The 26,636-nt window shown below is 62.1% G+C and carries 25 protein-coding genes; 15 read left to right on the top strand and 10 right to left on the bottom strand.

The genetic code is table 11. The annotated features are described in order from the left end of the window. A partial coding sequence (locus ACYP01_RS15320) for an amidohydrolase (protein ID WP_459680909.1) occupies positions 1-1,661 on the top strand: 1,661 nt, incomplete at its 5' end. Continuing rightward, positions 1,661-3,010: an MFS transporter gene (locus tag ACYP01_RS15315; protein ID WP_459680906.1), complete on the top strand. Its 1,350-nt coding sequence runs from the start codon at positions 1,661-1,663 to the stop codon at positions 3,008-3,010. The genes ACYP01_RS15320 and ACYP01_RS15315, both read left to right, overlap by 1 nt. Before the next feature lie 86 nt (positions 3,011-3,096). Here ACYP01_RS15315 and ACYP01_RS15310 read toward each other — a convergent pair whose 3' ends face one another. The 3 genes from ACYP01_RS15310 to ACYP01_RS15300 form a co-directional block, all read right to left on the bottom strand. Next, on the bottom strand, positions 3,097-3,630 hold the full coding sequence (locus tag ACYP01_RS15310; RefSeq protein ID WP_232508961.1) for an ANTAR domain-containing protein: 534 nt from the start codon (positions 3,628-3,630) through the stop codon (positions 3,097-3,099). Between the two features lie 168 nt (positions 3,631-3,798). Continuing rightward, positions 3,799-4,665, bottom strand: coding sequence for an alpha/beta hydrolase family protein (locus tag ACYP01_RS15305; RefSeq protein WP_459680902.1), 867 nt, complete (start codon positions 4,663-4,665; stop codon positions 3,799-3,801). Positions 4,666-4,755: 90 nt separating this feature from the next. Next, positions 4,756-5,802, bottom strand: coding sequence for a LacI family DNA-binding transcriptional regulator (locus tag ACYP01_RS15300; protein ID WP_459680900.1), 1,047 nt, complete (start codon positions 5,800-5,802; stop codon positions 4,756-4,758). Positions 5,803-6,054: 252 nt separating this feature from the next. Here ACYP01_RS15300 and ACYP01_RS15295 point away from each other — a divergent pair, with 252 nt between their 5' ends. The 5 genes from ACYP01_RS15295 (at position 6,055) to ACYP01_RS15275 (ending at position 11,278) form a co-directional block, all read left to right on the top strand. Next, on the top strand, positions 6,055-7,509 hold the full coding sequence (locus ACYP01_RS15295) for an APC family permease (RefSeq protein ID WP_136471985.1): 1,455 nt from the start codon (positions 6,055-6,057) through the stop codon (positions 7,507-7,509). After that, the gene (locus tag ACYP01_RS15290; RefSeq protein WP_459680898.1) at positions 7,506-9,110 is read left to right on the top strand and encodes a N,N-dimethylformamidase beta subunit family domain-containing protein; all 1,605 of its coding nucleotides are present in this window, start codon (positions 7,506-7,508) and stop codon (positions 9,108-9,110) included. The genes ACYP01_RS15295 and ACYP01_RS15290 overlap by 4 nt, the downstream gene beginning before the upstream one ends. Before the next feature lies 1 nt (position 9,111). Then, complete coding sequence (locus ACYP01_RS15285; protein ID WP_003943096.1) at positions 9,112-9,474, top strand: cupin domain-containing protein; 363 nt, start codon at positions 9,112-9,114, stop codon at positions 9,472-9,474. Then, on the top strand, positions 9,471-10,916 hold the full coding sequence (locus tag ACYP01_RS15280; protein WP_459680894.1) for an aminobutyraldehyde dehydrogenase: 1,446 nt from the start codon (positions 9,471-9,473) through the stop codon (positions 10,914-10,916). Before ACYP01_RS15285 ends, ACYP01_RS15280 begins: the two co-directional genes overlap by 4 nt. 227 nt (positions 10,917-11,143) lie before the next feature. Continuing rightward, entirely contained in the window at positions 11,144-11,278 is a 135-nt protein-coding gene (locus ACYP01_RS15275; protein ID WP_003942853.1) for a hypothetical protein, read from the top strand. Between the two features lie 14 nt (positions 11,279-11,292). On the opposite strand, the gene ACYP01_RS15270 is transcribed toward ACYP01_RS15275, so the two are convergent. Then, entirely contained in the window at positions 11,293-11,946 is a 654-nt protein-coding gene (locus ACYP01_RS15270; RefSeq protein WP_003943170.1) for a nucleoside/nucleotide kinase family protein, read from the bottom strand. Between the two features lie 124 nt (positions 11,947-12,070). Between ACYP01_RS15270 and ACYP01_RS15265 the strand changes: the two genes are divergently transcribed. From ACYP01_RS15265 to ACYP01_RS15245, 5 genes are all read left to right on the top strand, one after another. Further along, a complete protein-coding gene (locus tag ACYP01_RS15265) occupies positions 12,071-12,664 on the top strand; it encodes a TetR/AcrR family transcriptional regulator (protein ID WP_003943069.1) in 594 nt (197 codons plus the stop codon). A gap of 45 nt (positions 12,665-12,709) precedes the next feature. Further along, positions 12,710-13,588 carry a crotonase/enoyl-CoA hydratase family protein gene (locus tag ACYP01_RS15260; RefSeq protein WP_322001049.1) on the top strand — a complete coding sequence of 293 codons (879 nt, stop codon included), beginning with the start codon at positions 12,710-12,712 and terminating at the stop codon, positions 13,586-13,588. Between the two features lie 14 nt (positions 13,589-13,602). Further along, positions 13,603-15,246 (top strand): AMP-binding protein, encoded by a 1,644-nt coding sequence (locus ACYP01_RS15255; protein WP_459680890.1) that lies wholly within the window; start codon positions 13,603-13,605, stop codon positions 15,244-15,246. Between the two features lie 82 nt (positions 15,247-15,328). After that, on the top strand, positions 15,329-16,882 hold the full coding sequence (locus ACYP01_RS15250) for an acetyl-CoA hydrolase/transferase family protein (RefSeq protein ID WP_459680888.1): 1,554 nt from the start codon (positions 15,329-15,331) through the stop codon (positions 16,880-16,882). A gap of 37 nt (positions 16,883-16,919) precedes the next feature. Beyond that, the gene (locus ACYP01_RS15245) at positions 16,920-18,131 is read left to right on the top strand and encodes a PucR family transcriptional regulator (protein ID WP_007730515.1); all 1,212 of its coding nucleotides are present in this window, start codon (positions 16,920-16,922) and stop codon (positions 18,129-18,131) included. Here ACYP01_RS15245 and ACYP01_RS15240 read toward each other — a convergent pair whose 3' ends face one another. Continuing rightward, on the bottom strand, positions 18,132-18,959 hold the full coding sequence (locus tag ACYP01_RS15240) for an SDR family oxidoreductase (RefSeq protein ID WP_276116822.1): 828 nt from the start codon (positions 18,957-18,959) through the stop codon (positions 18,132-18,134). A 164-nt stretch (positions 18,960-19,123) separates the two neighbouring features. Between ACYP01_RS15240 and ACYP01_RS15235 the strand changes: the two genes are divergently transcribed. Continuing rightward, entirely contained in the window at positions 19,124-20,356 is a 1,233-nt protein-coding gene (locus tag ACYP01_RS15235) for a PucR family transcriptional regulator (RefSeq protein ID WP_042451555.1), read from the top strand. A 4-nt stretch (positions 20,357-20,360) separates the two neighbouring features. Here ACYP01_RS15235 and ACYP01_RS15230 read toward each other — a convergent pair whose 3' ends face one another. Then, positions 20,361-20,708 (bottom strand): hypothetical protein, encoded by a 348-nt coding sequence (locus ACYP01_RS15230; protein WP_030536118.1) that lies wholly within the window; start codon positions 20,706-20,708, stop codon positions 20,361-20,363. 225 nt (positions 20,709-20,933) lie between these two features. On the opposite strand from ACYP01_RS15230, the gene ACYP01_RS15225 reads away from it, so the two are divergent. Both ACYP01_RS15225 and ACYP01_RS15220 read left to right on the top strand, forming a co-directional pair. Continuing rightward, a complete protein-coding gene (locus tag ACYP01_RS15225) occupies positions 20,934-22,019 on the top strand; it encodes a TerC family protein (RefSeq protein ID WP_003942925.1) in 1,086 nt (361 codons plus the stop codon). 174 nt (positions 22,020-22,193) lie between these two features. Next, a complete protein-coding gene (locus tag ACYP01_RS15220; protein ID WP_037130536.1) occupies positions 22,194-23,123 on the top strand; it encodes an alpha/beta hydrolase in 930 nt (309 codons plus the stop codon). Here ACYP01_RS15220 and ACYP01_RS15215 read toward each other — a convergent pair. From ACYP01_RS15215 to ACYP01_RS15200, 4 genes are all read right to left on the bottom strand, one after another. Further along, complete coding sequence (locus ACYP01_RS15215) at positions 23,106-23,834, bottom strand: Dabb family protein (protein WP_232508964.1); 729 nt, start codon at positions 23,832-23,834, stop codon at positions 23,106-23,108. The genes ACYP01_RS15220 and ACYP01_RS15215 overlap by 18 nt on opposite strands. Next, a complete protein-coding gene (locus ACYP01_RS15210; RefSeq protein ID WP_373936641.1) occupies positions 23,770-24,117 on the bottom strand; it encodes a hypothetical protein in 348 nt (115 codons plus the stop codon). The genes ACYP01_RS15215 and ACYP01_RS15210 overlap by 65 nt, the downstream gene beginning before the upstream one ends. Positions 24,118-24,162: 45 nt before the next feature. Beyond that, positions 24,163-25,668 carry an MFS transporter gene (locus ACYP01_RS15205; protein ID WP_232508965.1) on the bottom strand — a complete coding sequence of 502 codons (1,506 nt, stop codon included), beginning with the start codon at positions 25,666-25,668 and terminating at the stop codon, positions 24,163-24,165. Positions 25,669-25,822: 154 nt separating this feature from the next. Beyond that, the coding region (locus tag ACYP01_RS15200) for an aldehyde dehydrogenase family protein (protein WP_459680881.1) at positions 25,823-26,636 on the bottom strand (814 nt) is incomplete at its 5' end.

The following is a 26,636-nucleotide window of genomic DNA, read 5'->3' as shown; positions in this document are numbered from 1 at the left end:
TCACCGGCGCCAAGATTCACACCGTTGACGACAGCACGGCGGGAGCCGAAGCGTTCCTGGTGTTCGGAAACCGCTTTGCCGCGGTGGGAACGCTCGAGGAATGCCGCACCGAGGCGCGTCGGCTGAGCACTCGCACAACCGCGGTGGTCGAACTCGACGGCGCCACCGTCGTCCCCGGCTTCGTCGATCCACATGCACACCCGTTGATGTACGGGCAGATGCTCAGCTGGGTGGACTGTGGGCCGGAGAAGGCACATTCCATCCCCGGAATCATTGCGCTACTTCAGGAAGCGGCGCTCACAGCACCTGCGGGCGTCCCGATTCGCGGATACGGCTACGAGCACCGCAACCTGATCGAAGGGCGTCACCCGCTCAAGGAAGAGCTCGATCAGGTGGCCACCGATCGCGAGGTCTACCTCATGAACGCGAGCGGTCACGGCGGCGTCGTCAACTCCTTCACTTTCGACAAGCACGGTATTGACGCGAGCACCGAGAATCCGGCCGGTGGCGAGTTCTTCCGAGATGAAGACGGCGAACTCACCGGTGAGCTCTCCGACGCCGCGTGCAACATTCTCACCGGCGTCAACGGAGTGAAGGTCGGCCATCACGGCCCCAACTTCCATCTCGAGGACGAGCCGGAAGAGCACCTTCGCCAGCTGTCGGTCGCTCAGGACAAGTTCCTGGCCGGTGGCGTCACCACCATCGGTGACTGCCAGGTGACCCGGCGTGAATTCGACATGTACCTGCGTCTGGCCGAGCAGGATCAGCTCAAGACCCGCGTCAGCATGTACATGCTCAGCCACCTCCTCGATCACGTCATCGACACGGGAATGCACGGAGCCTTCGGCAATTCGCGGCTCGCGTTCGGCGGCATCAAGTTCTACGCCGACGGCACACTCGGAGGCTGGACCGCATACTTCCCCGACGGCTACGTGGGCGACCCGTGCCGCACCGGGCAGCTCTACCACGAGCCGGCGGACTACTCGGAGCTGATTGCCAAGGCACATTCGGTGGGTCTGCAGACCGCCACGCACGCTCAGTCACCGACCGCCATCGACATGGTGCTCGACGCCATCGAAGCAGCGCAGAAGGCTCACCCCGACGCCGACGCTCGTCACCGCATCGAGCATTGCGGACTCCCGACGGCCGAGCAGATCGCAAGGATGAACCTGGCCGGTGTCTACCCGGTGAACCAGCCACAGCACTACTACAACTGGGGTGAGGGCGTGACCGCTGCGATCGGCACTCCGGGCGAGCGGTTCAACCCGCTCGGCGAGTTCATCGCTGCCGAAGTTCCCGTGACCATCAGCTCCGACGCCCCCGTCGCAGAGCCGAAGCCGCTCGAAGCAATTCAGGCAGCCGTTACTCGTGTGACGCGTCAGGGCCATCAGCTCGGCTCCGATGCACTCCGCATCACCGCCGACCAGGCATTGCAGGCTCATACCCTCAACGGTGCGCGTGCGCTGGGCCGCGAAGCAGAGCTGGGCAGCATCTCGGTCGGCAAGCGGGCCGACTTCGTCATTCTGGGCGCGGATCCCCTCGAGGTTCCGGCCGACGCGATTGCGCAGATCGAGGTCCGAGAGACCTGGATCGACGGCGAACTCGCACATTCAGGTCATAACCACCTATTGTCGAGCACTTCGACCACCGAGGAAAAGTAATGAACCGAGAGCAACAGATCGTGAAGGCCCGCAAGGCGGGATTTGCAGCCTTCGTCGGTACAACTATCGAGTGGTACGACTTCTACGTGTATGCCACGGCAGCAGCCCTGGTGTTCGGTGACATCTTCTTCCCACCTGGAACCGACCGCCTGACCGGCGTTGCGGCGGCGTTCGCGACATACGCCGTCGGTTTCTTCGCTCGCCCGCTCGGCGGAATCGTGTTCGGCCATGTCGGTGACAAGATGGGCCGACGCACCGCATTGGTTGTGACTTTGACGCTGATGGGTGCAGGCACGTTCCTCATCGGCATGTTGCCCACTTACGCGTCGATCGGGTTCTGGGCGCCGTTACTGCTGGTACTGCTCCGCTTCGTCCAGGGCTTTGCCGTCGGTGGCGAATGGGGCGGCGCGGTCCTGATGGCCGTCGAGCATGCTCCCGAGGACAAGAAGACCTTCTACGGCGGTTTCGCCCAGCTCGGCAATCCTGCGGGTGCTCTTCTGGCCACCGGTTTCTTCAGCATTCTCTCCACCTTCGGCGACGACGCTCTGCGCGAGTGGGCTTGGCGTCTGCCGTTCCTCTGCTCTGCGCTGCTGATTCTGGTGGGCTTGGTCGTTCGCCTCAAGGTCGAAGAGTCTCCGGTTTTCGAATCCGAGGTGAAGTCCGCGGACGTACCGGAAATGCTGCCGCTCAAGTACGCGCTGGTGACCAACTGGCGCCCGATCGTCCTGGGCATCGGCATTCTGCCCGTCGCAGTCGGCGGCTACTACCTCGTGACGACGTTCATCACGGCATACGCAACCGATCCCGATGTCGGTTTGTCCGAGACGTTGATTCTCAACGCGCTCAGTGTCGCTGCAGTGGTCGAGTTGATCGCGACTCTCGGAGTGGCGTGGCTCGGCGACAAGGTGGGACGCGTCCGCGTCGTCATCTGGGGCCTTGCGGCAGTCGCGATTCTCGCAGCGCCGCAGTTCCTGGTGCTGAAATCCGGATCAGTGTTCCTGATCTTCCTGACCTTCGCTGTCATGCGACTGGTGCTGGCGGCCACGTACGGCCCGATCGCCGCCGTCCTGTCACAGATGTTCAAGCCGCAGGCCCGCTACACGAGCATTTCGTTGGCGTACCAGGGTGCAGGCGCGATCTTCGGTGGGTTGTCTCCGCTGGTGTCGACGCTGATGTACAAGGCAACCGGCAGCATCTGGCCGGTCATCGCACTGCTGATCGGCATGTGCGTCCTGAGCATCGTCTGCCTGCTCTTCGCTCCGCAGCACGTGGACGAAGCGACCGATACCGACGGCGTTCCGCAGAACCAGAACCCGCAGGGCCTGAACAAGGAATCCGCTTCTGCCTGACAACTGAAAACACGAAGCTGGGGCAGTACACGATTTCCGTGTACTGCCCCAGTTGTCGTTTCAGGTCAGTTGTCGTTCAGTGCCTGTTACGCGCCGACGAGATGGCGATGAAAATGATCGCTGCGGCGGTGCGCCTGGCTGAGATTTCTGATCTCACGCAGCCAGAAGTGAGACGCCAGCGCGTTGTTGCTTCCATAGCCGGTGCCGGACGTGTCCTCGTCGATCAGGGCGACAAGCGCTTTGATCAGGCTGGTGACCTTGAGGTTGTTGGTCTGAGAATGTCGGACTAACAGCTCGGCGGCTTCGTCGGTGCTGCAACGGTAGAGGGTGCAGACGATTTCGATGGCGCGCTCGCGGATCCGGCCCGAAGTAGTCGGGATCCGTAGACCGTTCGTCGAGTTGCCGTTCGCCTGGTTGTTCGTGTCGTTGGGGTGAATCATGGTGTTGATCAAGGTATTCCTTTGAACCGCATGGGTTTTGGGCCCGTGCGGTGTGTAGCGCATGTTGATACTGGTGCAGTCGGTACGCGATTGGCGGCGGACTCCGTCGGAGTCTTCGGCCTGGTCAACAATCTGCGGGACTGATGAAAGTGCGTAGTGATCAAAGGCGCGGGTTTGCACCGAACTGGAAGTCTGCCCCTGGAACGAATACTGGAACTGTTGTCCCGGGCGAAGCGACCGGCTGCCTGACTGACGGCTGCCCTCTGATAACCCCACCGTACGTCATGGAGTTGGTTTCAGCTAATCCTTTTGCGGGCGATCGTGCTCACAGTAGGCGGTTTCACCTGCTCAGGGAGTGTTTACGTGGTCGATTATTGCTTGCTTGGTGATAGCCCAGGCGTCGGTCGTCGGGTTGCCGAACTCGCCGTGGCCAACGCCGTGAAGTTCGATCAGATCGACCACGTCGCCTGCTGCTCGGGCGGCACGGGCATAGCGCCGACTCTGTTCGACCGACACGACCTTGTCTCCGAGTCCGTGGATCACCGTGACGGGGAGGCCGGTGGGGAGGTGCTCGATCGGTGATGCGATGCGGTAGCGATCGGGATGATCGGTAGGCATGCCGCCCAGAAGATTTCGAACAAATCGATCTTTGCCCGCGGTTGCGGCGAGCGTCATGTCGAAGACGCCGGCCATGATCGTCGCCGAGCGAACCGGCACGGTCAGGTCGGGTGCCGGAGCATCTGCACCCTGTTGTGAACGCGACGCCACCCAGGCGGCCAGTTGCCCACCCGCGGAGTATCCGGCGATATGTACACGGCTCAAATCCAGTCGCCCGGAAGCCTTTTCCTGCACGATGTCGGCCAGAGCGTTGGTAGCCGCAACGGTATCGGACAGCGTCGTCGGCCAACCGCCCTGTCCACCCACGCGTCTGTATTCGATGTTCCAGACCGCAATTCCGTAGGGGGTCAGCGTTTTTGCCCACGCACCCGCGTACTCGAGATTGCTCTTCTGCGCCCAGCCGCCGCCGTGGATCAATACGACGACCGGCAGATCGTCCTCCGACCCGGCTGGAAGATACAGATCGCCGAAAGTGTCTGCGGCGGCGGAGTATGCGATGCGGACCGGAGCGACGTCGCGGTCGAGGCCGGTCGCACTGCTGACAGATGCGAGGAGGGCGAGTGCACAGACCAGCACTACGGCGAGATACCCGGCCAAGCGGTCGCGGGAGCGGTGCGCGATGACCTGATTCCTCTCGGCAGGCGACGGACGATAATTCGGAAATCAGTCTATCGGTGCCAGGTGAATTTATGGTGTGAGCGAATGGGCCGTGCTCGCTCGCACGCGGAGTTCGCTACGCGTATAGCTCTGAACTGGGGGTTCGTCACCGTTGACCAGCGCCAACAGTGCATCTACGGCCGCTGCCGCCTGTTCTTGGGGGAAGAAGTCGAAGGCAGTGATCGGGGGCTGGGAAACCAGCAGGGCGGGTTCGTCACTGTCCTGTGCAATCAAGACGTCACCCGGAATCGACAGCCCGAGATCGAGGGCCGCTCGCGCCGCTGCCGGGGCGCAACCGAGAATCAACGACAGGATCGCGTCCGGCGGAGTCGAGGAGTCGAGGGCCTCGCGGGTGGCCGCATACGCGGCGCCGATGAGGCCTTCGACGGTGCTGGCGCCCGGAAACGACGTCAATTCCTCGCTGGTGCGTGGTGCCACGCCTCGGGCGCGGCACCACTCGAAGTAAGCGAAAGTCGTTGCGCGGGTCCACTCCGAATGCATTCCGGGAGTGAGGACGAAAATGTCCCTTGCGCCACGTTCGGCGAGGTGGTTCAGAAGAGTCTCCGTGGTGGAGACGAGGTCCGGTGAGGTGGAGTATCCGAACTGCCCGGATTGTCCAGGACCCACTGCGACAGAGGGGATTCCGATCTTCTGCAGAACTTCGACGCGCGGGTCGTCGACCATAGGGTCGACGACCAGTACGCCGTCCATCTCGATGCGCCGCAGTCCGTTCGGATCTTTCATCGACGGCAGAAGGAGGAGTGAGTGATCGGCGTGGAATGCAGCCTGGGTCGCGGCGGTCGCCACGCGCCCGTACCAGTCGAAATTGAGGTACTCGGCCGATGACAGTTGGTCGGGAGCGGGGAGCATCAGTCCGAGGGTGGCAGTCCGACCCGACCTGAGATTCTGGGCCGACCGATTGGCACGGTATCCAAGGCGGTCGGCAACCTCTTGAACCCGAGCGCGAGTGGCCGCGTCGACCCGGCCCTTGCCGTTGAGTGCATAGGAGACCGTGGACACCGCGACGCCGGCGGCGCTCGCGACATCGCGAAGCGTCGGAGTGTTCGGCGTGGACATCGGGGTCGTTCCTCTACTCGCTGGTCGGTTTCTACCCAAGAGTAACGCCCGAACAAACGGCGCTGCTGCAGTTGGTGGACCGTTGCCCGAAGAAGGCGAATGCCGAATCGTTTCATCGCAGCTATTGACACTGCTGAAACGATTGGGCACGCTCATGGAACGCCAGTCGAAGGCCGAATGATTTTCCTGGACACACATGGCGCACTCGTTCCAGTCCAAGCGCATAATTGCGATAACGCACGGAGTCACTCCATGACCGACAACACCGACCCGCGAAGGGTGGGCACAGCTCCCGACCCGCATCCGCCCGGAGCCACTCCGGGGCTTCGTAGGGGGACGATCAACAGCAGACATCTGGTCTTCTTCGTCATCGCCGCAGCGGCACCGCTGACGATCCTTGTGGGATTCGCGCCACTGGGTCTGATGGTTTCCGGCGCTGCGCTTCCGGTGGGGTACGTCGTTCCCGGGATCGTCTACCTACTGTTCGCCGTCGGCTTCACGGCGATGAGCAGGCATATCCGTGGTGCGGGTGCGTTCTACGCCTACATCACTGAAGGGCTCGGAAAGACAGTCGGCGCGGGGTCCTCCGTAGTGGCCTACGTCGGGTACCTCGGCGGCCAGATCGGGTTCGTCGTCGCATGCGGCATCTTCACCTCGTCCACCTTGGACAGTCTGTTCGGCATATCCGTGCCCGTCTACGCATGTGCACTGACAATTGCTGTTCTGGTCGCTGTCGTGGGATACAACCGGGTGGACATCGGCGCCAAGGTGCTTGCAGTGCTTATGGCGCTCGAGCTCGGCGTGCTTGCCGTCTTCTGCATTGCGGTCCTTGTCGAAGGCGGACACGAAGGGCTCTCGCTGACCAGTTTCTCGCCCTCCACCTTCCTGACCGCCGGCTTGGCCAGCGTCTTTGTTCTGACCTTCACGTCGTTTGTCGGTTTCGAGCAAACAGCGATCTACAGCGAGGAGGTCGTCGATTCCAAGCGCACGGTCTCCCGCGCGACGTACACGGCGGTGATCGTCCTGGCGGTTGTCTATTCCTTCTGCGCCTGGGTGATCGTGCAGGCTGTTGGACCGAGTCGGATGGTCGACTTCCTCGGCGGTGATCCCTCGGAGCTGATCTTCGACCTCAACAGTGAATTCGCCGGAGAGACGATGACCGACGTCATGCACCTGCTCATCGTGACAAGCTTTTTCGCGGGGTGCCTGGCACTCCACAATGCGTGTAGTCGCTATCTACTGGCCATGGGCCGTGCGCGAATCTTGCCCGTGGTTCTGGCGAAGGTGTCACCGACGACTGGTACGCCCAGCGTCGCCGGAATTGTTCAGGGCGTTCTGGTGTTCGTCGCGATCGCAGGATTTGCGCTGACCCCGGCAGATCCGTACACGGAGGTTGTTCTGTGGACGAATACCCCCACCATCATCGCCGTACTTGCTCTGCAGATCCTGACCTCGATTGCCGTGGTCCGATTCTTCTCGACGGGAGCTAGGGGAGAAGGCTTGTGGCAGAGGCTGATCGCGCCCTCGCTCGCTGCCGTTTCGCTCGTCGTGGCTCTCGGATTCCTGCAAGTGAACATGGGCACCGTGACTGGGTTGACCACAGCTCGGAATCTGTTGTTCGTGGTGCCACTGGTCGCTGCTTTCGCAGTGGGGGTCGTTCGGAGCCTGTGGGTTCGTAACCACTCGATCGAGGTGCTGTCGGTATGAGCGAATACGCATGGTCGGTCCCCGGAGGGTTGGTCGAACGTCCCGGAATTGTTCCGGGCGCTCCAGAGATATGGGTCTATGCGGACAGGTTCTCGTACTTCGGTGGTGACACCGTCTCGATCCGAGTGCATACCACCGCAGAAGAATACGACCTCGAAATTGTTCGAGACGGCGCCCGGCCGCAACAGGTCGCGCAATACTTCGGTCTGCCGGGCAAGCAGCAGCAGACTCCTGCCGATGCGTACGCAGTGGGCTGCGACTGGTCGGAATCCCTTGCTGTCGAGATAGATCCGAAGTGGACGTCCGGCATGTACTTGGTTTTGGTCCGGATGCTCCACGAAGGGGTGACTATTGAGCGGGAGGGCTTCTTCGTCGTCAAGGCGCGCGAACCCGAGCACGCCGACTTCGTACTCATTCACACCACCAGCACGATGTTGGCTTACAACGACTGGGGTGGGGCAAACCACTACCGAGGTGTTCCGGACGGCTCCGGCGATGTGCCGACACCGATTTCCTCGACGCAGCGTCCTGTCGCGCGGGGGATGTTGCGCAAACCCGAGGGCGCAGCACGCAACATCCACACCGACACACCGGGAATCGGATGGATACCCCGTCACCCGCCGTACGAATGGGCGTGGGTGAACGGCTACTCGCGTCACCATGCGGACGCCTTCTGGGCGACTTACGAGAGGCCGTTCACGGTCTGGGCGGAAGAGCAGGGGTTCCGCGTCCACCACGTGACACAACACGATCTGCATAACGATCCGTCGGCGCTGCAGGGATATTCATGCGCAGTTGTCGTCGGTCACGACGAGTACTGGTCCTGGGAGATGCGTGACTGCATAGACGATTTCGTCGCAGAGGGCGGTGGTCTGGCGCGATTCGGCGGGAACTTCCTGTGGCAGGTACGCCTCGAAGACGACGCACAAGTCTGTTACAAGAATCCGTTCGACGATCCGATGCGAGAAGTCGACCCGACCCGGGTGACGACGGCGTGGGATTCGCCCGAGGTTGCCCGACCGGGAGCGTGGACGATGGGATTGACCGGCATGGCCGGTGTCTACAATCGTTACGGTGCAACAACTCCCAGGTCGTCGGGCGGTTTCACGGTATACCGGCCGGATCATTGGGCGTTGAACGGAACCGACCTGTACTACGGAGACAACTTCGGGATCGCCCCGATCTGTGTTGCCGGATTCGAGATGGACGGCGTGGATTTCACGTTCCGGAAGGGCCAGCCGTATGCGACCGGCGTCGACGGCGCTCCCGAGGATCTGGAGATCATCGCGATGGCGCCGGCAGTTTCGGGTTCGCGGGACAAATGGAACGGGAAAGTTCCGATCGGTGCGCCTTTCGCCGAAGTGCAGGGAATCATCGAATGCTTCTACGGCAGTGAGCCTCCAGATCACCTTCGTGATCTCGAATACGGATCGGGAATGGTCGCCTGTCACAAGCGAGGTCTCGGCTGCGTGTTCAACGCAGGTTCCACCGAATGGGTGAACGGGCTGATCCAACACGATCCCTTCACCGAACGAATAACTGCAAACGTACTGAATCTGTTTGCTGCACAAATTTCCAGCTCCAAGATGAAGGAAAAATGACATGAGTGTCAACGACATTCGAACGTTCGGGCCAGGGCAGGGGACGCGGTTCATCCCGGAGTGGGGTGACGATGCGAGCCCGAACTGGTCGGAATCCGAATGGAGGTCATTTGGAGATCCGAACGGGGCATACTTCGGCGGTGGTTGGGAAGGCGAGCCCGGCACGCTCTTGTGCGACCCGTATCCGTACGACGAGGTCTGCATCATGATCAGCGGCCGGGTGGCGCTGATCGACCTCGATGGAAACCGTCGCGAATTCTCTTCTGGGGAAGCATTTTTCGTGCCGCAGTCGTTTCGCGGTACCTGGGAGACGGTTGAGCCGTCGAAGAAGTTCTTCGTCGCGCTCCCCGGATCGCGCTCATGACGGTGGAAACTTCGATGACTGTCGCAGCGTTTGGTCACGTGATCGACGGAACGTGCGAGAGCCCGGCAGGTAGACTTTCCGTGCTGGTCGATCCGGTGACCGACAATCCATATGCCCGTGCTGCCGTCGGTTCCACCGATGACGTCGATCGAGCCTGCCGTTCGTCCGAGAAGGCTGCGCGGTCCTGGCGCCGGTCCACCCCTGCGCGCCGTCAGGAGTTGCTGCTGGCCCTTGCGGACGCGCTGGAAGCAAACGCGAAATATTTCCTCGAGGTCGAATGCCGCAGTACTGGAAAGCCTCTCAGGCAGGTGCGAGACGACGAGATCCCGCAGTGTGTTGACTTTCTGCGGTACTTCGCGGGTATTGCCCGCTCTCTGCCGGGCGTTGCCGCAATGGAGTACACGGAGGGTGCTACGTCTTATGTCAGACGTGAACCCATTGGCGTGATCGGTGCGATCGCTCCTTGGAACTACCCGTTGATGATGGCGGTCTGGAAGATCGCGCCGGCACTCGCGACGGGAAACACCCTCGTGCTCAAGCCGGCCGAGGAGACGCCGGAAACCGCGGTGATGCTGGGAGTGCTTGCAGCGCAGATCTATCCGCCCGGGGTGTTGAACGTAGTGTGCGGCGATCGCGATACCGGAGCCGCGCTCGTCGCTCATCCGGTTCCTCGGATGATTGCGCTGACGGGATCGACGAGAGCGGGTATTTCGGTCGCAAAGGCCGCGTCGGAAGACGTCAAGCTGTTGCATCTCGAACTCGGAGGCAAGGCACCCGCCGTTGTTTTCGCCGACGCGGACCTCGACGGCGCAGTCACGGGGATTGTTGCCGGAGCCTTTTACAACAGCGGTCAAGATTGCACCGCTGCGACGAGAATTCTCGTTCAAGAGGAGGTTGCGGAGGAGTTCACCGAGAAGTTGACGGCTGCGGCCGCGGACTTGAGGTTGGGAGGACCGGAATCGGGCGATTGTCTCGGCCCCCTGGTCAGCCGCGCTCACCGTGATCGAGTGGCGGAGTTGGTAGAGAGACGCTCAGCAAATACGAACGTATGTATTGGCGGGAGAAAGCCAGCTGGACCTGGGTTTTTCTATCTGCCGACTGTTATTTCCGGGGTGCAGCAGGAAGACGAGTTGGTCCAGGAAGAGATATTCGGGCCGGTTGTCACCGTACAGTCGTTCTCCACCGAGGCTGAAGCGATCGAACTTGCGAACGGGACCAAGTACGCTCTCGCGTCGAGCGTGTGGACGTCCGACCACGGCACCGCGATGAGGATGACGGCCGAACTGGACTTCGGCTGCGTCTGGGTGGGAGCCCACGGAATGCTCGCCGCTGAGATGCCTCACGGTGGCTTCGCCGGGTCGGGTTACGGCAAGGATCTGTCGGAGCTCGCACTGGCGGAGTACACGAGGGCCAAGCACGTCATGCATGTGACGAGCGTCTGACTCCTCGGCAATATACAACGACGGCCATCTGCCCGCGCTGCGGGCCGGTGGCCGTCGTCGTGTCTCGGTGGACCTGCAAGCTACTGTTTAAATATGTTGCAGTGCAACGTATGTGGAGACAGTTTTCGTTGATCTGGGTCGCGAATGCCGGTAAAGTGACGTGTGCAACATTGCGCACTTCGGCGCACATTCAACCCCACTTTCAATTCTGACTCCAGGAGACTGCCATGGGTTCATCCGACACCGATCTCAAAGCGCTCGACAGCGTTATCACCGTCGCCGGTGCATTGGCGGCGATATTCGGCGGAATCGCCGGAGTTGCCGGGCTGGCAACTTTTCTCGGAACCGGCGGCGGTTCTTAGGTTTTCAGCTGACATCACTGAGGCTCGGACCGTTCGATTCTGACGATCAGATCCGCGCGTGACCTGACTGCGCTGATCAACTCGGCGTTCGGCTGATCTACCCGTTTCACCCACTCTGCAGCCGCTTCGGAACTCTTTCCGAAGCGGCTGTGGCGTTTCACCAAGCGCTTCGTCCGAGTTTCCTCCGGAACGTCGAGATACCAGACCTCGTCGAGTGCTGCTCGCACTTCCTGCCATCCACCACTGGGTAGGAGGAGATAGTTCCCCTCGGTGACTATCAGCGGTGTACATGGGTCGACGGCCGTTGTGCTGCCTATCGATTCGTCGAACTCGCGATCGAAGACCGGAGCATAGACCGTCGAGTTCGAGGCTCGGAGTCGGCGTAGTAGAGCTGCGTACCCGTCGACGTCGAAGGTGTCCGGTGCGCCTTTGCGTTCATGCCTGCCGAGTCGGTCGAGTTCCCGATTGGCAAGATGAAAACCGTCCATCTCGACGATGGAGCAACGAGAACCCAATTTCCGCACAATTGCCTGTGACACCGTCGACTTTCCGGCTCCCGGTGCGCCCGTGATGCCGAGGATTCTCCGACCGTCGTCGGTGATCAGGGAAGCAGCGCGTGAAGCAAGTTGGTCGAGCGTCAGCGAGACGGTCGGCGGTGAGGTCGTCACGTGTTGCTCCGATCAGTCCGAAGGGCCGGTGCATCGAGAGTACGCCGGAGGCTTTCGGCCATTGACAGTCTGAATGGACTGTGAAACTGTGAGCCATGCCACTCGAGAAGTTGGAGGTGAGACCGTGACCCTGCGCGATGCGCAGCGCGAAGCGACGCGCCACCGGATTCTCGATGCGGCAACGGATTTACTGATAGCGGACGGTTATTCATCTCTGACGACGCAGTCGGTGCAAACCGCTGCCGGAGTCAGTCGGGGTGCTCTGCTGCACCACTTTCCGAACATGCAGGAGCTCACTGCGGCGTTGGTGTCGAACATCGTCGTACGGAACGAGGTGGCGGTAAGAGCTGCCATGTCTCGGCAGGATTCGTCGGTGGACACGATCGAGAACTCGATCTCCGCTCTGTATTCGGCGTTGACTCAGCCGCCATTTCAAGCGGAACTCGAACTGTGGTCCGCAGCGCGGACGGATCCGGTGTTGGCCGAGGTGCTCCGGGAATCGGAGCGAATCGCCGGACGGGATCTGCGGCGAGTTGTCCACGACGCTTTCGGTCCCGAAATTGTTGCTTCCGAGAACTATTCGCAGATTGCAGATCTGACGGTGCTGATGCTCCGTGGTTTGGCGCTGTCCCGGGCAGTGCAGAAGAGCGACGCGTCTGCGCGTCGTTCGATCAGTCAATGGGCAGGCGTCGTTCGCCTGCTCCTCACCCAGAACTAGCGCAACTCGTTCCGAGCGAGGCGCGCTCTGTCGACAGGACCGATGATGACGGATTTTGCGACCCTGAAGTACGAGACGTCCGGTGGTAAAGCGTATATCACGCTCAACCGCCCCGATCGGCTCAACGCGATCGACGACCGGATGCCGTCGGACATTCGAAACGCGGTGGCAGCAGCCAATGACGACGACGAGGTCCGTGTGATCGTCTTGCAAGGTGCGGGCAAGGCGTTTTGTGCCGGGTACGACCTCAAAGAGTTTGCCGAAGGCGACCTTGACGGAAAGTGGAACCAGGGCCCGGTCTGGGACCCCATCAAGGACTTTCGCGGGATGAAGCAGAACACCGACGACTTCTTCACGCTCTGGCGATCGCTCAAGCCGACGATCTGCAAGGTTCAGGGATATGCGATTGCCGGTGGAAGTGACATCGCGCTGTCCTGCGACATGCTGATCATGGCCGACGACGCTCGCATCGGATACCCGCCTGCGCGTGTGTGGGGTTGCCCGACGACGGCGATGTGGGTGTACCGGCTCGGCGCCCAGCGTGCCAAGCGAATGCTGTTGACGGGAGACACCATTGACGGTGTCACTGCGGCTGACTGGGGATTGGCGCTCGAAGCGGTGCCGGCCGACGAATTGGACTCGGCGGTGGAAGCGTTGGCGGATCGCATCGCCGGTGTTCCGCTCAATCAGTTGGCCATGCAGAAGATGATGATCAACCAGGCGTACGACAACATGGGATTGCAAGGCACCCAGGTGCTGGCAACCCTGTTCGACGGAATTACGCGTCACTCCCCGGAGGGGCGCTGGTTCAAGGATTTTGCCGAGCGCGACGGATTCCATGCCGCGGTTCAGTACCGCGATTCCGGACGCAAGATTCCAGACGGAGGCGGGCCGCTCCCCGCGTCCGACACCCCTCCTCGATAGAAAGTGGATGTGAGATGAGCAGTGTTCTCGAAACGTCGTACTTCCCCGCTGACGTGTCTGACCCGATAGAGGAGCAAACGGTGGGTGGGCTGCTGCGAGAGTGCGCCGCGGACTCGCCGAATCTGGTTGCAATCAGAGAAGTAGTTCCGGCGCAATCGCATTCGTTGTCCGGGGCCGCCGAAACCGATCGCACGTGGACCTTCGCGCAACTGCTGGACGAAGCGGAGGGGTGTGCGCACTACCTCTTGTCCCAGTTCGATCGCGGAGACAGGATCACCGTCTGGGCTCCGAACGTTCCGGAGTGGATGATCCTGCAATACGGCGCCGCGCTCGCCGGAATGGTTCTGGTGACTGCCAATCCGGCGTTGGGTGCGGAGGAACTCGCGTACGTCCTGTCGCAGTCCCAGTCCCGCGGGCTCTTCCACACCGGAAAGTTCCGCGGCGGTGACATGGCAGCGGTGGCGTCCGAGGCGATTTCGATTGCGGGAGAGGAGGTTCTGGCAGTCAACTTCGAAGACTGGGATCGTCAGGTTCGAGGTTGGACGGGCGAGCGAGGCGCTCTGCCGGAAGTCTCTCCCGATGACAATGCGCAGATTCAGTACACGTCGGGAACCACCGGTGTGCCCAAGGGTGCATTGCTGCATCACCGAGGTTTGGTCAACAACGCCGATTTTGTCAGCCGGAGAGGTCAATTCCCCGAACGGGGTTCGGTCGTCTCGGCCATGCCGCTGTTCCACACGGCCGGATGCGGCATCCTGGTTCTCGGTGCCGCCCAGCGAAGAATGTCCATCGGCCTGATCCAGTACTTCGATCCGACTGCGGTTCTCGATGCGGCAGAAGGCTTTCACGCCGACGTCGTCAGTGGAGTGCCGACGATGCTGATCGCCATGATCAACGACGCCACCTTCGCCGACCGCGATTTCTCGGCGTGCTCAGTGGTCGTATCCGGTGGATCGTCGGTACCGCCCGAACTGGTCAGCACGGTGGAGTCGGCATTCGGTGCGGGATTCAGCATCGTCTACGGACAAACCGAAGCCAGTCCCGTGATCACACAGACCAGTCCAGCCGACACCCCTGAAGACAAGTCGGAGACGGTCGGCCTCGCGTTGCCACAGGTCGAGGTGAAGATCTCCGACGTCGTGACCGGGGACAGCGTTCCGCTCGGCGAACAAGGTGAGATCTGCGCTCGTGGGTACCTCGTCATGACCGAGTACTTCCGCAATCCCGAGGCCTCGTCCGCGACCGTGGACAAGGACGGGTGGTTGCATACCGGCGATTTGGGGACGATGGATCAACGAGGATACGTCCGGGTCACCGGGCGCCTCAAGGACATGATCATCCGCGGCGGGGAGAACATCTATCCGCGTGAGGTCGAGTCCGTGATCTTCACGCATCCGAAGATCCTCGATGTGGCGGTCGTCGGTGTGCCCGACGAGGTGTGGGGCGAGCGCGTAGTTGCCGTCATCCGCTGGAAGGACGAATCCGATCAACCGACTGCCGCCGAACTGGTCGAGTTCTGCAACGAACGACTGGCGCGCCACAAGGCGCCCAAGGAGTGGTTCAGCGCGGAGGCATTCCCACTGACAGGGTCGGGCAAGATCCAGAAATATCGAATTGCGAGCCTGGTCGGCGAAGGCGTGTACGGCGTCGTCAACTGATCGGTGCATATAGCACGTCGGAGCGATTCTGTCTGGGTTATCCCCGTAAATCGCTTCGACGTGCCCTGTTTATCCTGGTGCCGTGAGTTCAACCTTCGGTGAGACCGGACACAACGCCACCTTCAACCGCATTCGCGCCACAGCGTTTGCGTCGAAGGTGATGTCCGCGTCCGACGCCGTGAAGTTCATCAACCCGGGCGACACCGTCGCGATCAGCGGTTTCGCAAGCGCCGGTACACCAAAGGTTGTCATTCCGGCCCTGGCCGAGCGCATTCACCGGACCCGCGGCAACGGATCGAACTTCACGATCAATCTCCTGACCGGCGCTTCTGTGTCCACCGAGACCGAAAGGCTGCTCGCGGAGGTCGACGGAATCGCGCTGCGCATGCCGTATCAGTCCGAGGCCACCGCACGTCGCCGGATCAACGACGGTCGTATGGACTACGTGGACATCCATCTCTCCCACGTGGCTCAGCAGGTGTGGGAGGGCTACTACGGCAACGTAGACGTCGCGGTGGTCGAGGTCGCCGGTATCACCGAATCAGGGGAACTGATTCCCTCCGCGTCGATTGGCAACAACAAGACCTGGCTGGACGTCGCCGACAGGGTCATCCTCGAAGTCAACTCGTGGGTGCCCGAGGCGATGGAAGGTATTCACGACGTCTATTACGGCACCGCGCTGCCGCCGCATCGCAAGCCGCTCGAGATCATTCGTGTCGAGGACCGGATCGGCCAGACCACGTTCCGAGTGGATCCCACGAAGGTTGTGGCCATTGTCGAGACCAACTGCCGTGACAGCGCGAGCCCTCTCACTGCACCCGACGCCGTCAGTGAGGCGATCGCCGGCCACGTCCTGGAATTCTTCGACTTCGAGGTGCGCGCCGGACGGATGCCGGCCGATACGTTGCTTCCGCTGCAGGCGGGCATCGGCAATGTCGCCAACGCGGTGCTCGGAGGGCTCGATCGGGGGCCGTATCGCGGCCTGACCTGCTACTCCGAGGTCATCCAGGACGGGATGCTGAAGCTGATCAAGGACGGAACGGTCGCGCATGCGTCTTCGACGGCTTTGGCGCTCACCGAAGAGGGCATCGAAGAACTGACCGCGAACATCGACTTCTACCGCCACCACATCACTCTCCGTCCGCAGGAGATCAGCAACCACCCGGAGGTGGTGCGCAGGCTCGGAATCATCGCCATGAACGGCATGCTCGAGGCCGACATCTACGGCAACGTGAACTCGACGCACGTCATGGGGACGAAGATCATGAACGGAATCGGCGGCTCGGGGGACTTCGCCCGCAACGGCTACGTGTCCATGTTCCTGAGCCCGTCGACGGCCCGCGGCGGTGAGATCTCGGCGATCGTGCCGATGGTTCCGCACGTCGACCACACCGAGCACGACACTCAGGTGTTGGTGACCGAGCAGGGGTTGGCGGATCTGCGCGGTCTGTCGCCGCGGCGACGCGCGCGCCTGATCGTCGACAAGTGTGCTCACCCGGAGTTCCGGCCACTGCTCCACGATTACATCGCTCGCGCCGACGCTCAACCGGGTGCGGGGCAGACGCCGCACATCCTGGGCGAGGCATTCTCGTTCCATCAGCGGTACATCGACACGGGTTCGATGCGCCTTTCGTGACGCCAGGCAATGCTGCCGGCAGTGAGAGAATGCGAGGGTGAGCCGAACCGGGGTACCTGACGACGCCATACGCCGGGTTGCCGCGGCGGGGGCCGATGACGCCGGTGGCCTGCCCGTCGAACTGCTGGGTGATTTCCTCGACGTGCTCAGCGATGCTGTCTGTGAAGGGAAACCGCTGCAGCGTCGCCAGCTGCACCGCTTCCGCGCTCGCGGGGAAGAAGCAGCGCAGCAAGGTGTGGCCCTACGAGCCCTGCTCGATCTGTATCTCTCCTCGGCCTGGCGTCTGTGGCGTGAACTGCCTGCTGTTATTGCGGCACAATCGGATCCGAATGCCGTCGTCGCGGCCGGCGAAGTGATGCTGCGTGCCGTCGACGATGCCGTCGCCGAACTGGCCGAAGGGTTTCAGTTGGCCAGACGTTCTCTGGTCCGCTCGCAGGTATCGGCACGCCGCGAGTTCGTCGACGACTTGTTGACCGGCGGCGCTGACGTCGTCGGATTGTTGGATCGCGCTTCAGGATTCGGTCTCCACCTCAGTGGTCCGCATGCCGTGGCGGTAGTGACCGCCGCCCGTGAGTTCACCGACGACAACCCTTTGGTGCGCGCCGTCGAACGTGCCGTTCTGGGTAGCAAGGGTGACGCCGATGCGTTGGTCGCCAGCAAGAGCGGCAAACTGGTGGTCGTTTTCGCGGCGCCGGATCGCGATGCCGTCGACCACGTGCTGGCAGGGATTCGGTCGGCTCTCGGGCCGGGGACCGATGACGACGGGCGAGTGCAGTTGCAGCGGCGTCCTTTGGACGGCACGTGGCAGATCGCTGTCGGGCGCCCTCGAACCACCGCTTCGGGCGTGGTGGCGTCGTACCGGGAGGCGCTGGACGCACTGGACCTGGCGCAGCGCCTGTCGTTGACCGCACCGATCATCGATGCTCGTGACCTGCTGGTCTACCGGGTTCTGGTCAATGACAGACCGGCGGTCACCGACCTGATCCACACCCTTCTCACACCGCTGCTCGAGGCGCGTGGTGGCGCTGGACCGATGATCGACACACTGCTCGCGTACTTTTCCGCCGGCGGCAATACGGCTAAGACCGCCCGAGACCTGCATTTGTCCGTCCGCGCCGTGACGTACCGGTTGGACCGTATTCGTGAACTCACCGGTCAGAACGTCAACGATCCCAACGACAGCTTCGCGCTCCACGCTGCCGTACTGGGTGCGAAGCTGCTCGACTGGCCGGCCACCGAGCTGACCTGATCAGCTTGCGCGGGCGCGTTCTTCGTAGGCAGCACGTGCCGCGGTGTCGACGTCGCCGAGAAACTGCGTCTCGACGCCGAACAGTCGGCTCAATGCCTCGTACGGCCGCCGGGGGAAGAAGCCCTGTGCCTGCACGAGCAGCCCGGACACCCGCGTAATGCGTACGCGTGGGCGCGGTTTGGTGATCAAGCCGACGACGGCTTCGGCGATTTCCTCCGGCTGAACCTCTCGGAATCCCTTCATTCCCGAAGTGCCCGAGGTGAGTTGGGTGTTGGTGAGCGTCGGCAGCACAGACGAGATGTGAACTCCGGTGGCACGAACTTCCTTGCGGACAGAATCGGTGAAGCCCAACACCGCATGCTTGGCGCCGCAGTACGTCGACAAACCGGGGCACGGGAGTTCGCCTGCAAGCGAAGCGATGTTGATGACGTGTCCACGTCCGCGCGGAAGCATCCGCCGTAGTGCGAGCTTGGTTCCCGTGATCACGCCGAGGACGTCGATCTCGATGATGCGTCTGGTCACGGAGTCGTCCTCGTCGACGATCCGTCCGACCGGCATGATGCCCGCATTGTTGACCAGCACGTCGATCGGGCCGAGTTCACCTTCGACGGTGTCGAGGAAGTCGAAGAACGAGGCGGGGTCGGTGACGTCGAGGCGCCCGAACGTGCGGATGCCCAAATCCTTGGCTGCTTGCGCGAGAGTGGCTTCGTCGATGTCGCCGATCGCGACCGTCGCACCCAGGCTGATGAGCCGCTTCGCGGTGGCGTATCCGATGCCCCGGGCGCCGCCGGTGATGACCACTACCTGACCGTCGAAAGGTTTGTTCATTTACTCCAGCGTCTCCAAAGACAGGGGTTGGTTGCAGTGAGATTAATCTGCAGTGAGATGTGATTGTGGACCAGTCGAAACCGGGTTGCTAGGGCTTCTTGGCCGAAGTGAGACGATAGATTTGTGACTAAGTCACAATCAGGGTGACAAGTCGGGGAGGCGCTATGGACACATCGGAGTTGGACGGCTGGATTGCAAATCTCGCACCCATCTATCTCCAGCCGGAGGTGATCGACGGTTTCGTTCAACGCATCGACGACGCCATTGCGGTGGCCAATCCTGAAGTGGCGGGTGATCGGGAGCTACGACGCGATGTGGATGCGAGCACTGCGGCGCAGCTTCGCGTCATCGTGGCCGCGATCGCGGGCGGTTCCCAGGAGGTCACGCCGCCGCCGGAGTCGGTTGCGCTTGCACTCACCGTTGCCAGGCGCGGTATGGATCTTCGAGTCCTGCTCAAGATCTACGGTGCCGGACGCCTCGCGATGCTGGGCTTCGTCGACGAGTCGATAGAAGCACTTCCGATCGGTCCGGAACTCAAGCGCGCACTTCTGGTCCGAGTGTGGGGTTCGGCGATGAGATGGCTGGAAGTGACCACCGAATTGTTGGTGGCAACGTATGCGAAGGAGCGTGAGAGCTTGGCGCGCGGCGCTTTTGCGCGTCGGTCCGAGACGGTGCACGCGATTGTCGCAGGCGAAGCACTTCACTCCGATGAGGTGTCGCAGATTCTCGACTACCCGATGCGGCGCCACCACACTGCGTTTGTTCTCTGGACGGACGACACCGATCCGGCCGCCGACGTATTGGCCCGATTGGACTCGTATGCGCGTTCCTTTGTGGACGAGTCGAATGCCGAGCGCGTGCTGACGCTGCCTTCGGGGGCGCGCGAGGTGTGGTCGTGGGTCGCGCATTTCGACGACCATGAGTGGGCGGCGCTCGATCGTGCTCGGAATTCGGACCTCCGTGTCGCGGTGGGGGCCAGCGGTTACGGAATGGAAGGATTCGCGCGCAGTCACCGCGAGGCTCTCGCCGCGCAGCGCATCGCGGTCCGTTCGACGGGTTCGCCGGGGGTCACCGTCTACGAAGATGTTCAGGTTCCCTGTCTGCTCACCGAAGATCTGGACGAACTGCGTGCGTTGGTGGCCCGGGAATTGAAAGGACTCGCCGGCGCGGACGGTGTCACGACGCGTATCCGTGACACCGTTCGGGTCTATTACGAGAACAATTGCACTGCAGCCGCTACCGCCGTGGCGCTCGGTCTGCACAAGAACACCGTGCGGTATCGACTCGATCAGGCCGAAAAGCTGTTAGACCGCAGCGTGGACCAGCGTCGGCTGCCAACAGAGTTGGCGCTCATCGCGCTGGAGAGCTACGGAGCCGCCCTCCTGGCGAACCCGTGACTCGCTACTGCATGTCGTCGAGCCCGGGGAGCGAATAGCCGGAGCTGTCATCCCAATCGGCGGGGGTGTCGTCGAGTGAAACGTCCCAGTCTGCGTCGGGCACCGCTCGCCGGAGTTCGGTCAGAGCGTTGAACCAGTAGACGAGCGAAGGAATTACCTCGGTCGGGTCGCTCGAGATCTTTGTCGAACCGTTGAGCAGAGTGTCGGGGATATCCGACGGATAGAGGTCCAGGACCTCGTAGTCGAACGGAAATTCGTCGTTGTGGACGGCGATGAGTCGGTCGACTTCGGCCTTCTCGTCGTCGGTCAGCGGTGTGGTGCGGACGGCGGAGTAGTACAACGAGGTGCTCATGCTTGCCAGGCTAGAACAAGATGCCGTCCAGCGGCGGTTTCGGACGCAACACCCTCAGATTGCATGGTTTCGGCAACTTCAGGTGTGAAAGTCGTCGATATTTCGACCGGGATGGATAGAAGTCGGCAAGGAACACTGGAGAAGACGGCGAGACGGCCGTCCGAACCCAGTGAAGGAGCTCCCCGTGACCGCAGTCATCAGTGCCATTCGGGTAGGTGGTCAGCGATGAACGTTCCCATGTGGGCGTGGGCCGCGTTCGCCGCAGTCATCGTCGTCATGTTGCTCATCGACCTGCTCGCCCACCGCGGCGCGCACGTCATCGGCTTCAAGGAAGCGGCCTGGTGGAGTGCACTCTGGGTCGGTTTGTCTCTCGTATTCGCGGTGGTCGTCACCCTGACCTTGGGGGTGAACTCGGGCGTCGAATTCACCACGGCCTGGCTGTTGGAGAAGAGCCTCTCCGTCGACAACCTCTTCGTGTTCGCCCTGATCTTCGGTTACTTCAAGGTGCCCCGTGAATACCAGCACCGCGTGTTGTTCTTCGGTGTCATCGGCGCCCTGATCTTCCGCGGTATCTTCCTCGCCGCCGGCGTTGCCGTGGTCAGCAAGTTCACGGCCGTGCTGTTCGTCTTCGCCGCCATCCTGCTCTACAGCGCCTACAAGCTGCTCAAGGACGACGACGAGAACTTCGATCCGGGAACCTCGCTGGCGGTTCGCTTGCTGCGCAAGATCATGCCGGTCCGTGAGGAATACGCAGGAACCAAGTTCTTCGTCAAGGAAGCCGGAAAGCGCGTCGCAACACCACTGTTCGCCGTCGTCGTCGCCATCGAAGCTGCCGACCTCGTGTTCGCAGTCGACAGTGTCCCGGCAGTGCTGGCAGTGAGTGACGATCCATTCATCGTGTACTCCAGCAACGCGTTTGCGATCTTGGGTCTGCGTGCCCTGTACTTCCTGCTCTCGGGCCTGCTCGAGAAGTTCCACTACCTGTCCAAGGGTCTGTCGATCATCCTCGCCTTCATCGGCGTGAAGCTGATCATGCAGGCCAGCCACAAGGTGATCAGCACGTCGATCCCCGAGATTCCCTCACTGGTCAGCCTCGCGGTGATCATCGTGGTGTTGGCAGGCTCGATCATCCTGAGTCTCAAGAAGCCGCTACCGGAAGAGCCTGAGGCCGAAGAGGTTGCGACCGGTGACGCACCGATAGACCTCGAGAAGTCAGGTGCTGACGGCAGCATCGAGAAATCCGGCGTCCAGCTCGCAACCGGCGAGCGCGACGACGATGACGACAAGGTAGATGCTCGGCCAAGGGGCTGACGCCTGATCGGCTGAACGAATCGAAAAGGGAGACCGCACAACGACGTGTGGTCTCCCTTCTCGTTCCTCACGACTCTCGCTGCAAAACAGACCACTGATCGGGAAGGTGTGTTCTCACCCGGCCGTGGGCGATCTACCTTGGCGAATGCCCGACGTCCGAGATCAGGAGTGCCCATGACAATTCACGCGGAAGTCGTCACAATGCTGGCCACGCTCAACGCCGCATTCCCGGACGTCACCAGCTACGAGCCGTCGAAGTTACGTGCTCTGCTTCGGAATCGACGAGCCCCGCTGGAGCGGCTTCCCGATATGCGGTCGGTCGAAGATCTCGCAATCGACGGCCCTGGGGGAGATCTGTCGATCCGCGTCTACCGCCCGCACACTTCGTCCGACGCAATTCCGCTGGTCGTCTTCGCTCACGGCGGAGGCTTCGTGTTCTGCGACCTCGACAGCCATGACGAATTCTGCCGTTCCATGGCGCAAGGCGTCGGCGCCGTTGTGGTCTCCGTCGATTATCGTCTGGCCCCTGAACATTCCGCACCGGCAGCACACGACGACGTCTTTGCCGCAGTGGAATGGGCAGCGAAGCACGCGGCAGAGTACGGCGCAGACCCGAGCAAGATCGTGCTTGCCGGCGACAGCGCCGGCGGCAATCTTGCTGCGACAGTTGCCATCGCCGCCCGCGATCGTGGAGGTCCGGAGGTTGCGGCGCAAGTTCTCATCTATCCCGTGATCGACGACGATTTCGACACCGAGTCCTACCGTCTCTACGGCACCGACCACTACAACACGACCACGGCCATGAAGTGGTACTGGGACCAATATGCGCCCGAGCGCCGAGACGACGTGCGGGTGATACCAACTCGGGCAGAGTCGTTCGCCGATCTTCCAGCCGCCGTTGTCGTGACAGCCGAGCTGGATCCGCCGTGCTCGTCCGGCGACGAGTACGCGAAACTGCTTGCCTCGGCCGGCGTCCCAGTGCAGCATCATCGCTTCGACGGGCTGTTTCACGGTTTCCTCACTATTCCGTCGTTGTCGCTCACGGAACCGGCGCGACAGAAAGTTTGGGCGATGATCCGCGAGGCGTCAGCCGTCACTCGATAGGATTTCTTCGCTCAATTCGCCGAAGGTATGACAGATTCTGTCCCGAACAATGACTTCGGTGCATTCGGGGTCGAACCATCGATCAACGACGCCCCAATGGATCGGATGGTCGAGGTATTGGGTCTGCAGTGACGCGAGATCTGTGAACTCCTGCTCCCACACATGGGTCCACGGTGCTTCGTCACATGCAGATGGTGCGCCGGTCGCCGCGCTCACTCGACTGAGCCGCCAGGCGGCGATTGACGAGATATGCCCGGGCATCTTCAGCAAGTCATTTTCGAAGCGTTCGATTGCGCCCTCGGGGGTATGGGGTGCAACGCGAATCAGCAGCGCTCGGTACACCCCGTTCGGGCCGGTGGCGTGCGAGCGACCCTCGGTGCCCGAAACGTACTCGGCGCAGTGAAAGTGCTCGACGGCGTCATGGTGAAGTCCGGCGTCAACGGCACCGCGAGCGGCCTGCCACGCCGCTTCGTCCTCGAACTGGAGGTGCATGATCAGATCTCCGCCGTTGATGACGCCGGGCAGTGTGGCGGTGACGAGATGACGTGCTGCGCCCGACGATTCCGCCATCGCTTCAATGGTGTTCACCGCATCGGCCCAGCCGTCCGAGCCTGTGCTGTCGGCGGCAAAAACCACCCTTGTGGCGTTATACATCGGCCAGTCCCTCGACGTCGTCGGCAGCGGCAGCCATGGTGCGGCCTCGTTGCGCAATGAGCGGATCCATTGCGTCCCACCATCGCCGGAGAGTGGTGTCACCGCGGCTCGAACGAGTCATCGCCCACCAGCCGGCGGTCCCTTCGACGGTCCACGTGATCGTGACGATGTTGGACTCGTCCGCGGACCACAGCGGCGGGCTGACAAGTATGTTGTCGAGAGTCAGGTTGCGGCGACTGGCATTCGGCAGGTAGCCGGCGCGAAATTCGTCGACAAACTTCTGCCCACATCCGGGATTCGTGACTATCCGGTCGATCACGTAGAGCGTCTCACCTGCCATCTGCGCAGGCTACGGTGCGCTTAACCCTCTGCGGTACTTCCGATCTCACGCAGCGGGAGGTTGCTGCGCGGAGGCTGGGGAACGTGCCGGGGCCAGACCCAGGCACCCGACCAAACCGACGAGGGCGAAGGCCACGGCGGCGGTCACGAAGGTGACGGTGAAGGCGGATTCGCTGGGTAGAGCGGATACGCCCTCTGGCAGGTTCGCGATGGTCATCGAGGCGAGAATCGTAGTCACCACTGCACTGCCCATGGCGCTGCCGGTGGAACGGGAGATCGAGTTGATGCCGTTGGCTATTCCACTCTGGTGTCGCGGAACGCTCGACATGATGATCGCGGGCATGGCCGCGTAGCCCAGGCTCACGGCGGCGCCGATCACGATGCCGGCACCGATGACCGACGCGGTGTGCGTGTGGTCGTACGCGAGCCAGGCGAACGGCACCGCACCACAGATGGCGGTGAGTCCCAGGACGAAGCGTGGCCCACGCACTCTGATGAGCCACCCACCGATCGGTGCTGCGATCAGCGAGGCAATCGCACCCGGCAGCAGGAATTCCACCGACGCACGCAGAATGCTGGCGTCGAATCCGTATCCCGTGAGGGCGTGGGGAAGCTGCACGAGATAGGAGATGCCCAGGAAGTTGGCGAACATTCCGAAGCCCAGCATGACCCCCGCCAGATTCGCCATCATCACGGGCCGGTGGACGAACATTCGCATGTCGACCAGTGGTTCGTCGACGATCTTCTCGATCCAGACCCAGACTGCGAACATCACGATCGAGCCCAGGAAAACACCGATGGTCACGGGTGAGAACCAACCCCATTGGTGGCCTTGCGAAATCGACAACAGGAGCAGAAGGAGTGCAGCGCCCAGGCTCAGCGCGCCGATGACGTCGACGCGCCCGCCGCTCTTGTGCTTGGTTGCCGGCACCAGCGTGATGACGGCGACTAGTGCAAGCAACGCGAACCCGGTGGCCATCCAGAAGGCGTTGCGGTAGTCGGCATCCGGAGCCGATGTGAGAAGTCCGGTGGCTACGAGGGCGAGCCCGCTGCCGAATGCGAGAGTTCCGCTGACCAATGCCATCGCGCCGGGAAGCTTGTGTGGGCGGACCTCTTCGCGCAGGACCGACAGAGCCAGCGGGAAGATGGCGGTGGCGGTCCCCTGGAGGACGCGTCCGAGGATGAGAAGTGGCAGATTGTGTGCCAGTGCGGCGACGATCGAACCGATGACCATGACGACCAGAACGCCGACCAGCGTGCGCTTCTTGCCGTGCTGATCGCCGTAGCGGCCCAACAGGGGAGTGAAAACGGCGGCCGACAGCAACGTCGCCGTCGTCACCCAACTGATGCCAGCCGACGATGCGCCCAGGTCGGACTGAATACGCCCCAAAATCGGGACGGGCAGCGTCTGCATCATCGAGACGATCATCGCGGCCAGGCTGAGCGCCCCGATGATGACGGCCTCGCGGCGCGGCGATATTACGACGGATACATCCGGGGTGTCGTGGACCGTTGGCTGCGCAGCGCTGTCGGTCGTCACTGAATTCGTCAAGTGGGTCCTTCTCGGGAATTACAAGAGAAAATGCTTAATGTGGCGAAGTAATTTTCTCTGGATGGTAAGTCCGCGAGATCGATCCCGTCAATGCTGGTCAGTGAGCCACTGGGGCCAGCTCGGTGTATTCAGGACCAACTCGGCGTGTTTCGGACTAGAAGGGGTAGACCGGGAGTGCGCTCTGCGCAGTCACCCACTGCGTTTCGGTGAAGGCGTCGAGGTTTGCGCCGATACCGCCGACACGGCCACCGTTACCCGAAGACGCCATGCCGCCGAACGGGATGACTGCTTCGTCGCCGACGGTCTGATCGTTGATGTGTACGAGGCCGGTGGGGATCTGTTGAGCGAGTTCGAGTCCGCGCATGGCGTCGGAGGTCAGAATGCCCAGTGACAGTCCGTACTCGGAATCGTTGGCTATGGCGACGGCCTGTTCGACGGTGGCGAAGGAGGTGACCGGTGCGACTGGCCCGAAGACTTCGTCGGCGAAGGCCGGGGCGGTCAGTGGGGTGTCGGCCAGCACGGTGGGTCGGTAGAAGAGATCCTCGTAGGTGCCACCGGCTGCCAGTTTTGCTCCGGCGGCGATGCTTCCGGTGACCAGGGAGTGGATGTGGTCGCGTTGTTTGGCGTCGATGATGGGTCCGAGTGCGACCTGACCGGTGAACGGGTCGCCTACCGGAAGCTTGTCGGCGCGTTCGGCAAGGAGTGCGGTGTAATCGGCGGCGATGCTTTCGTGGACGAGCTGGCGGCCGGTGGTCATGCAGATCTGCCCCTGGTGCATGAACGAGCCGAAAGCGCCTACAGATGCAGCCTTTTCGAGATCGACGTCGTCCATGACGATCAGTGCGTTGTTTCCCCCGAGTTCGAGGTGTGCTCGTTTGAGATGGCGGCCCGCCAGTTCACCGACAGCGCGTCCTGCCCGGGTCGACCCGGTGAATGCGATGACGCGAACGCTCGGATGAACCACGATT

The sequence above is a fragment of the Rhodococcus sp. no. 34 genome (assembly GCF_054589475.1).
Note: the sequence above shows the minus strand (reverse complement) of the source record. Positions and strands in the feature narration are given on the sequence as shown.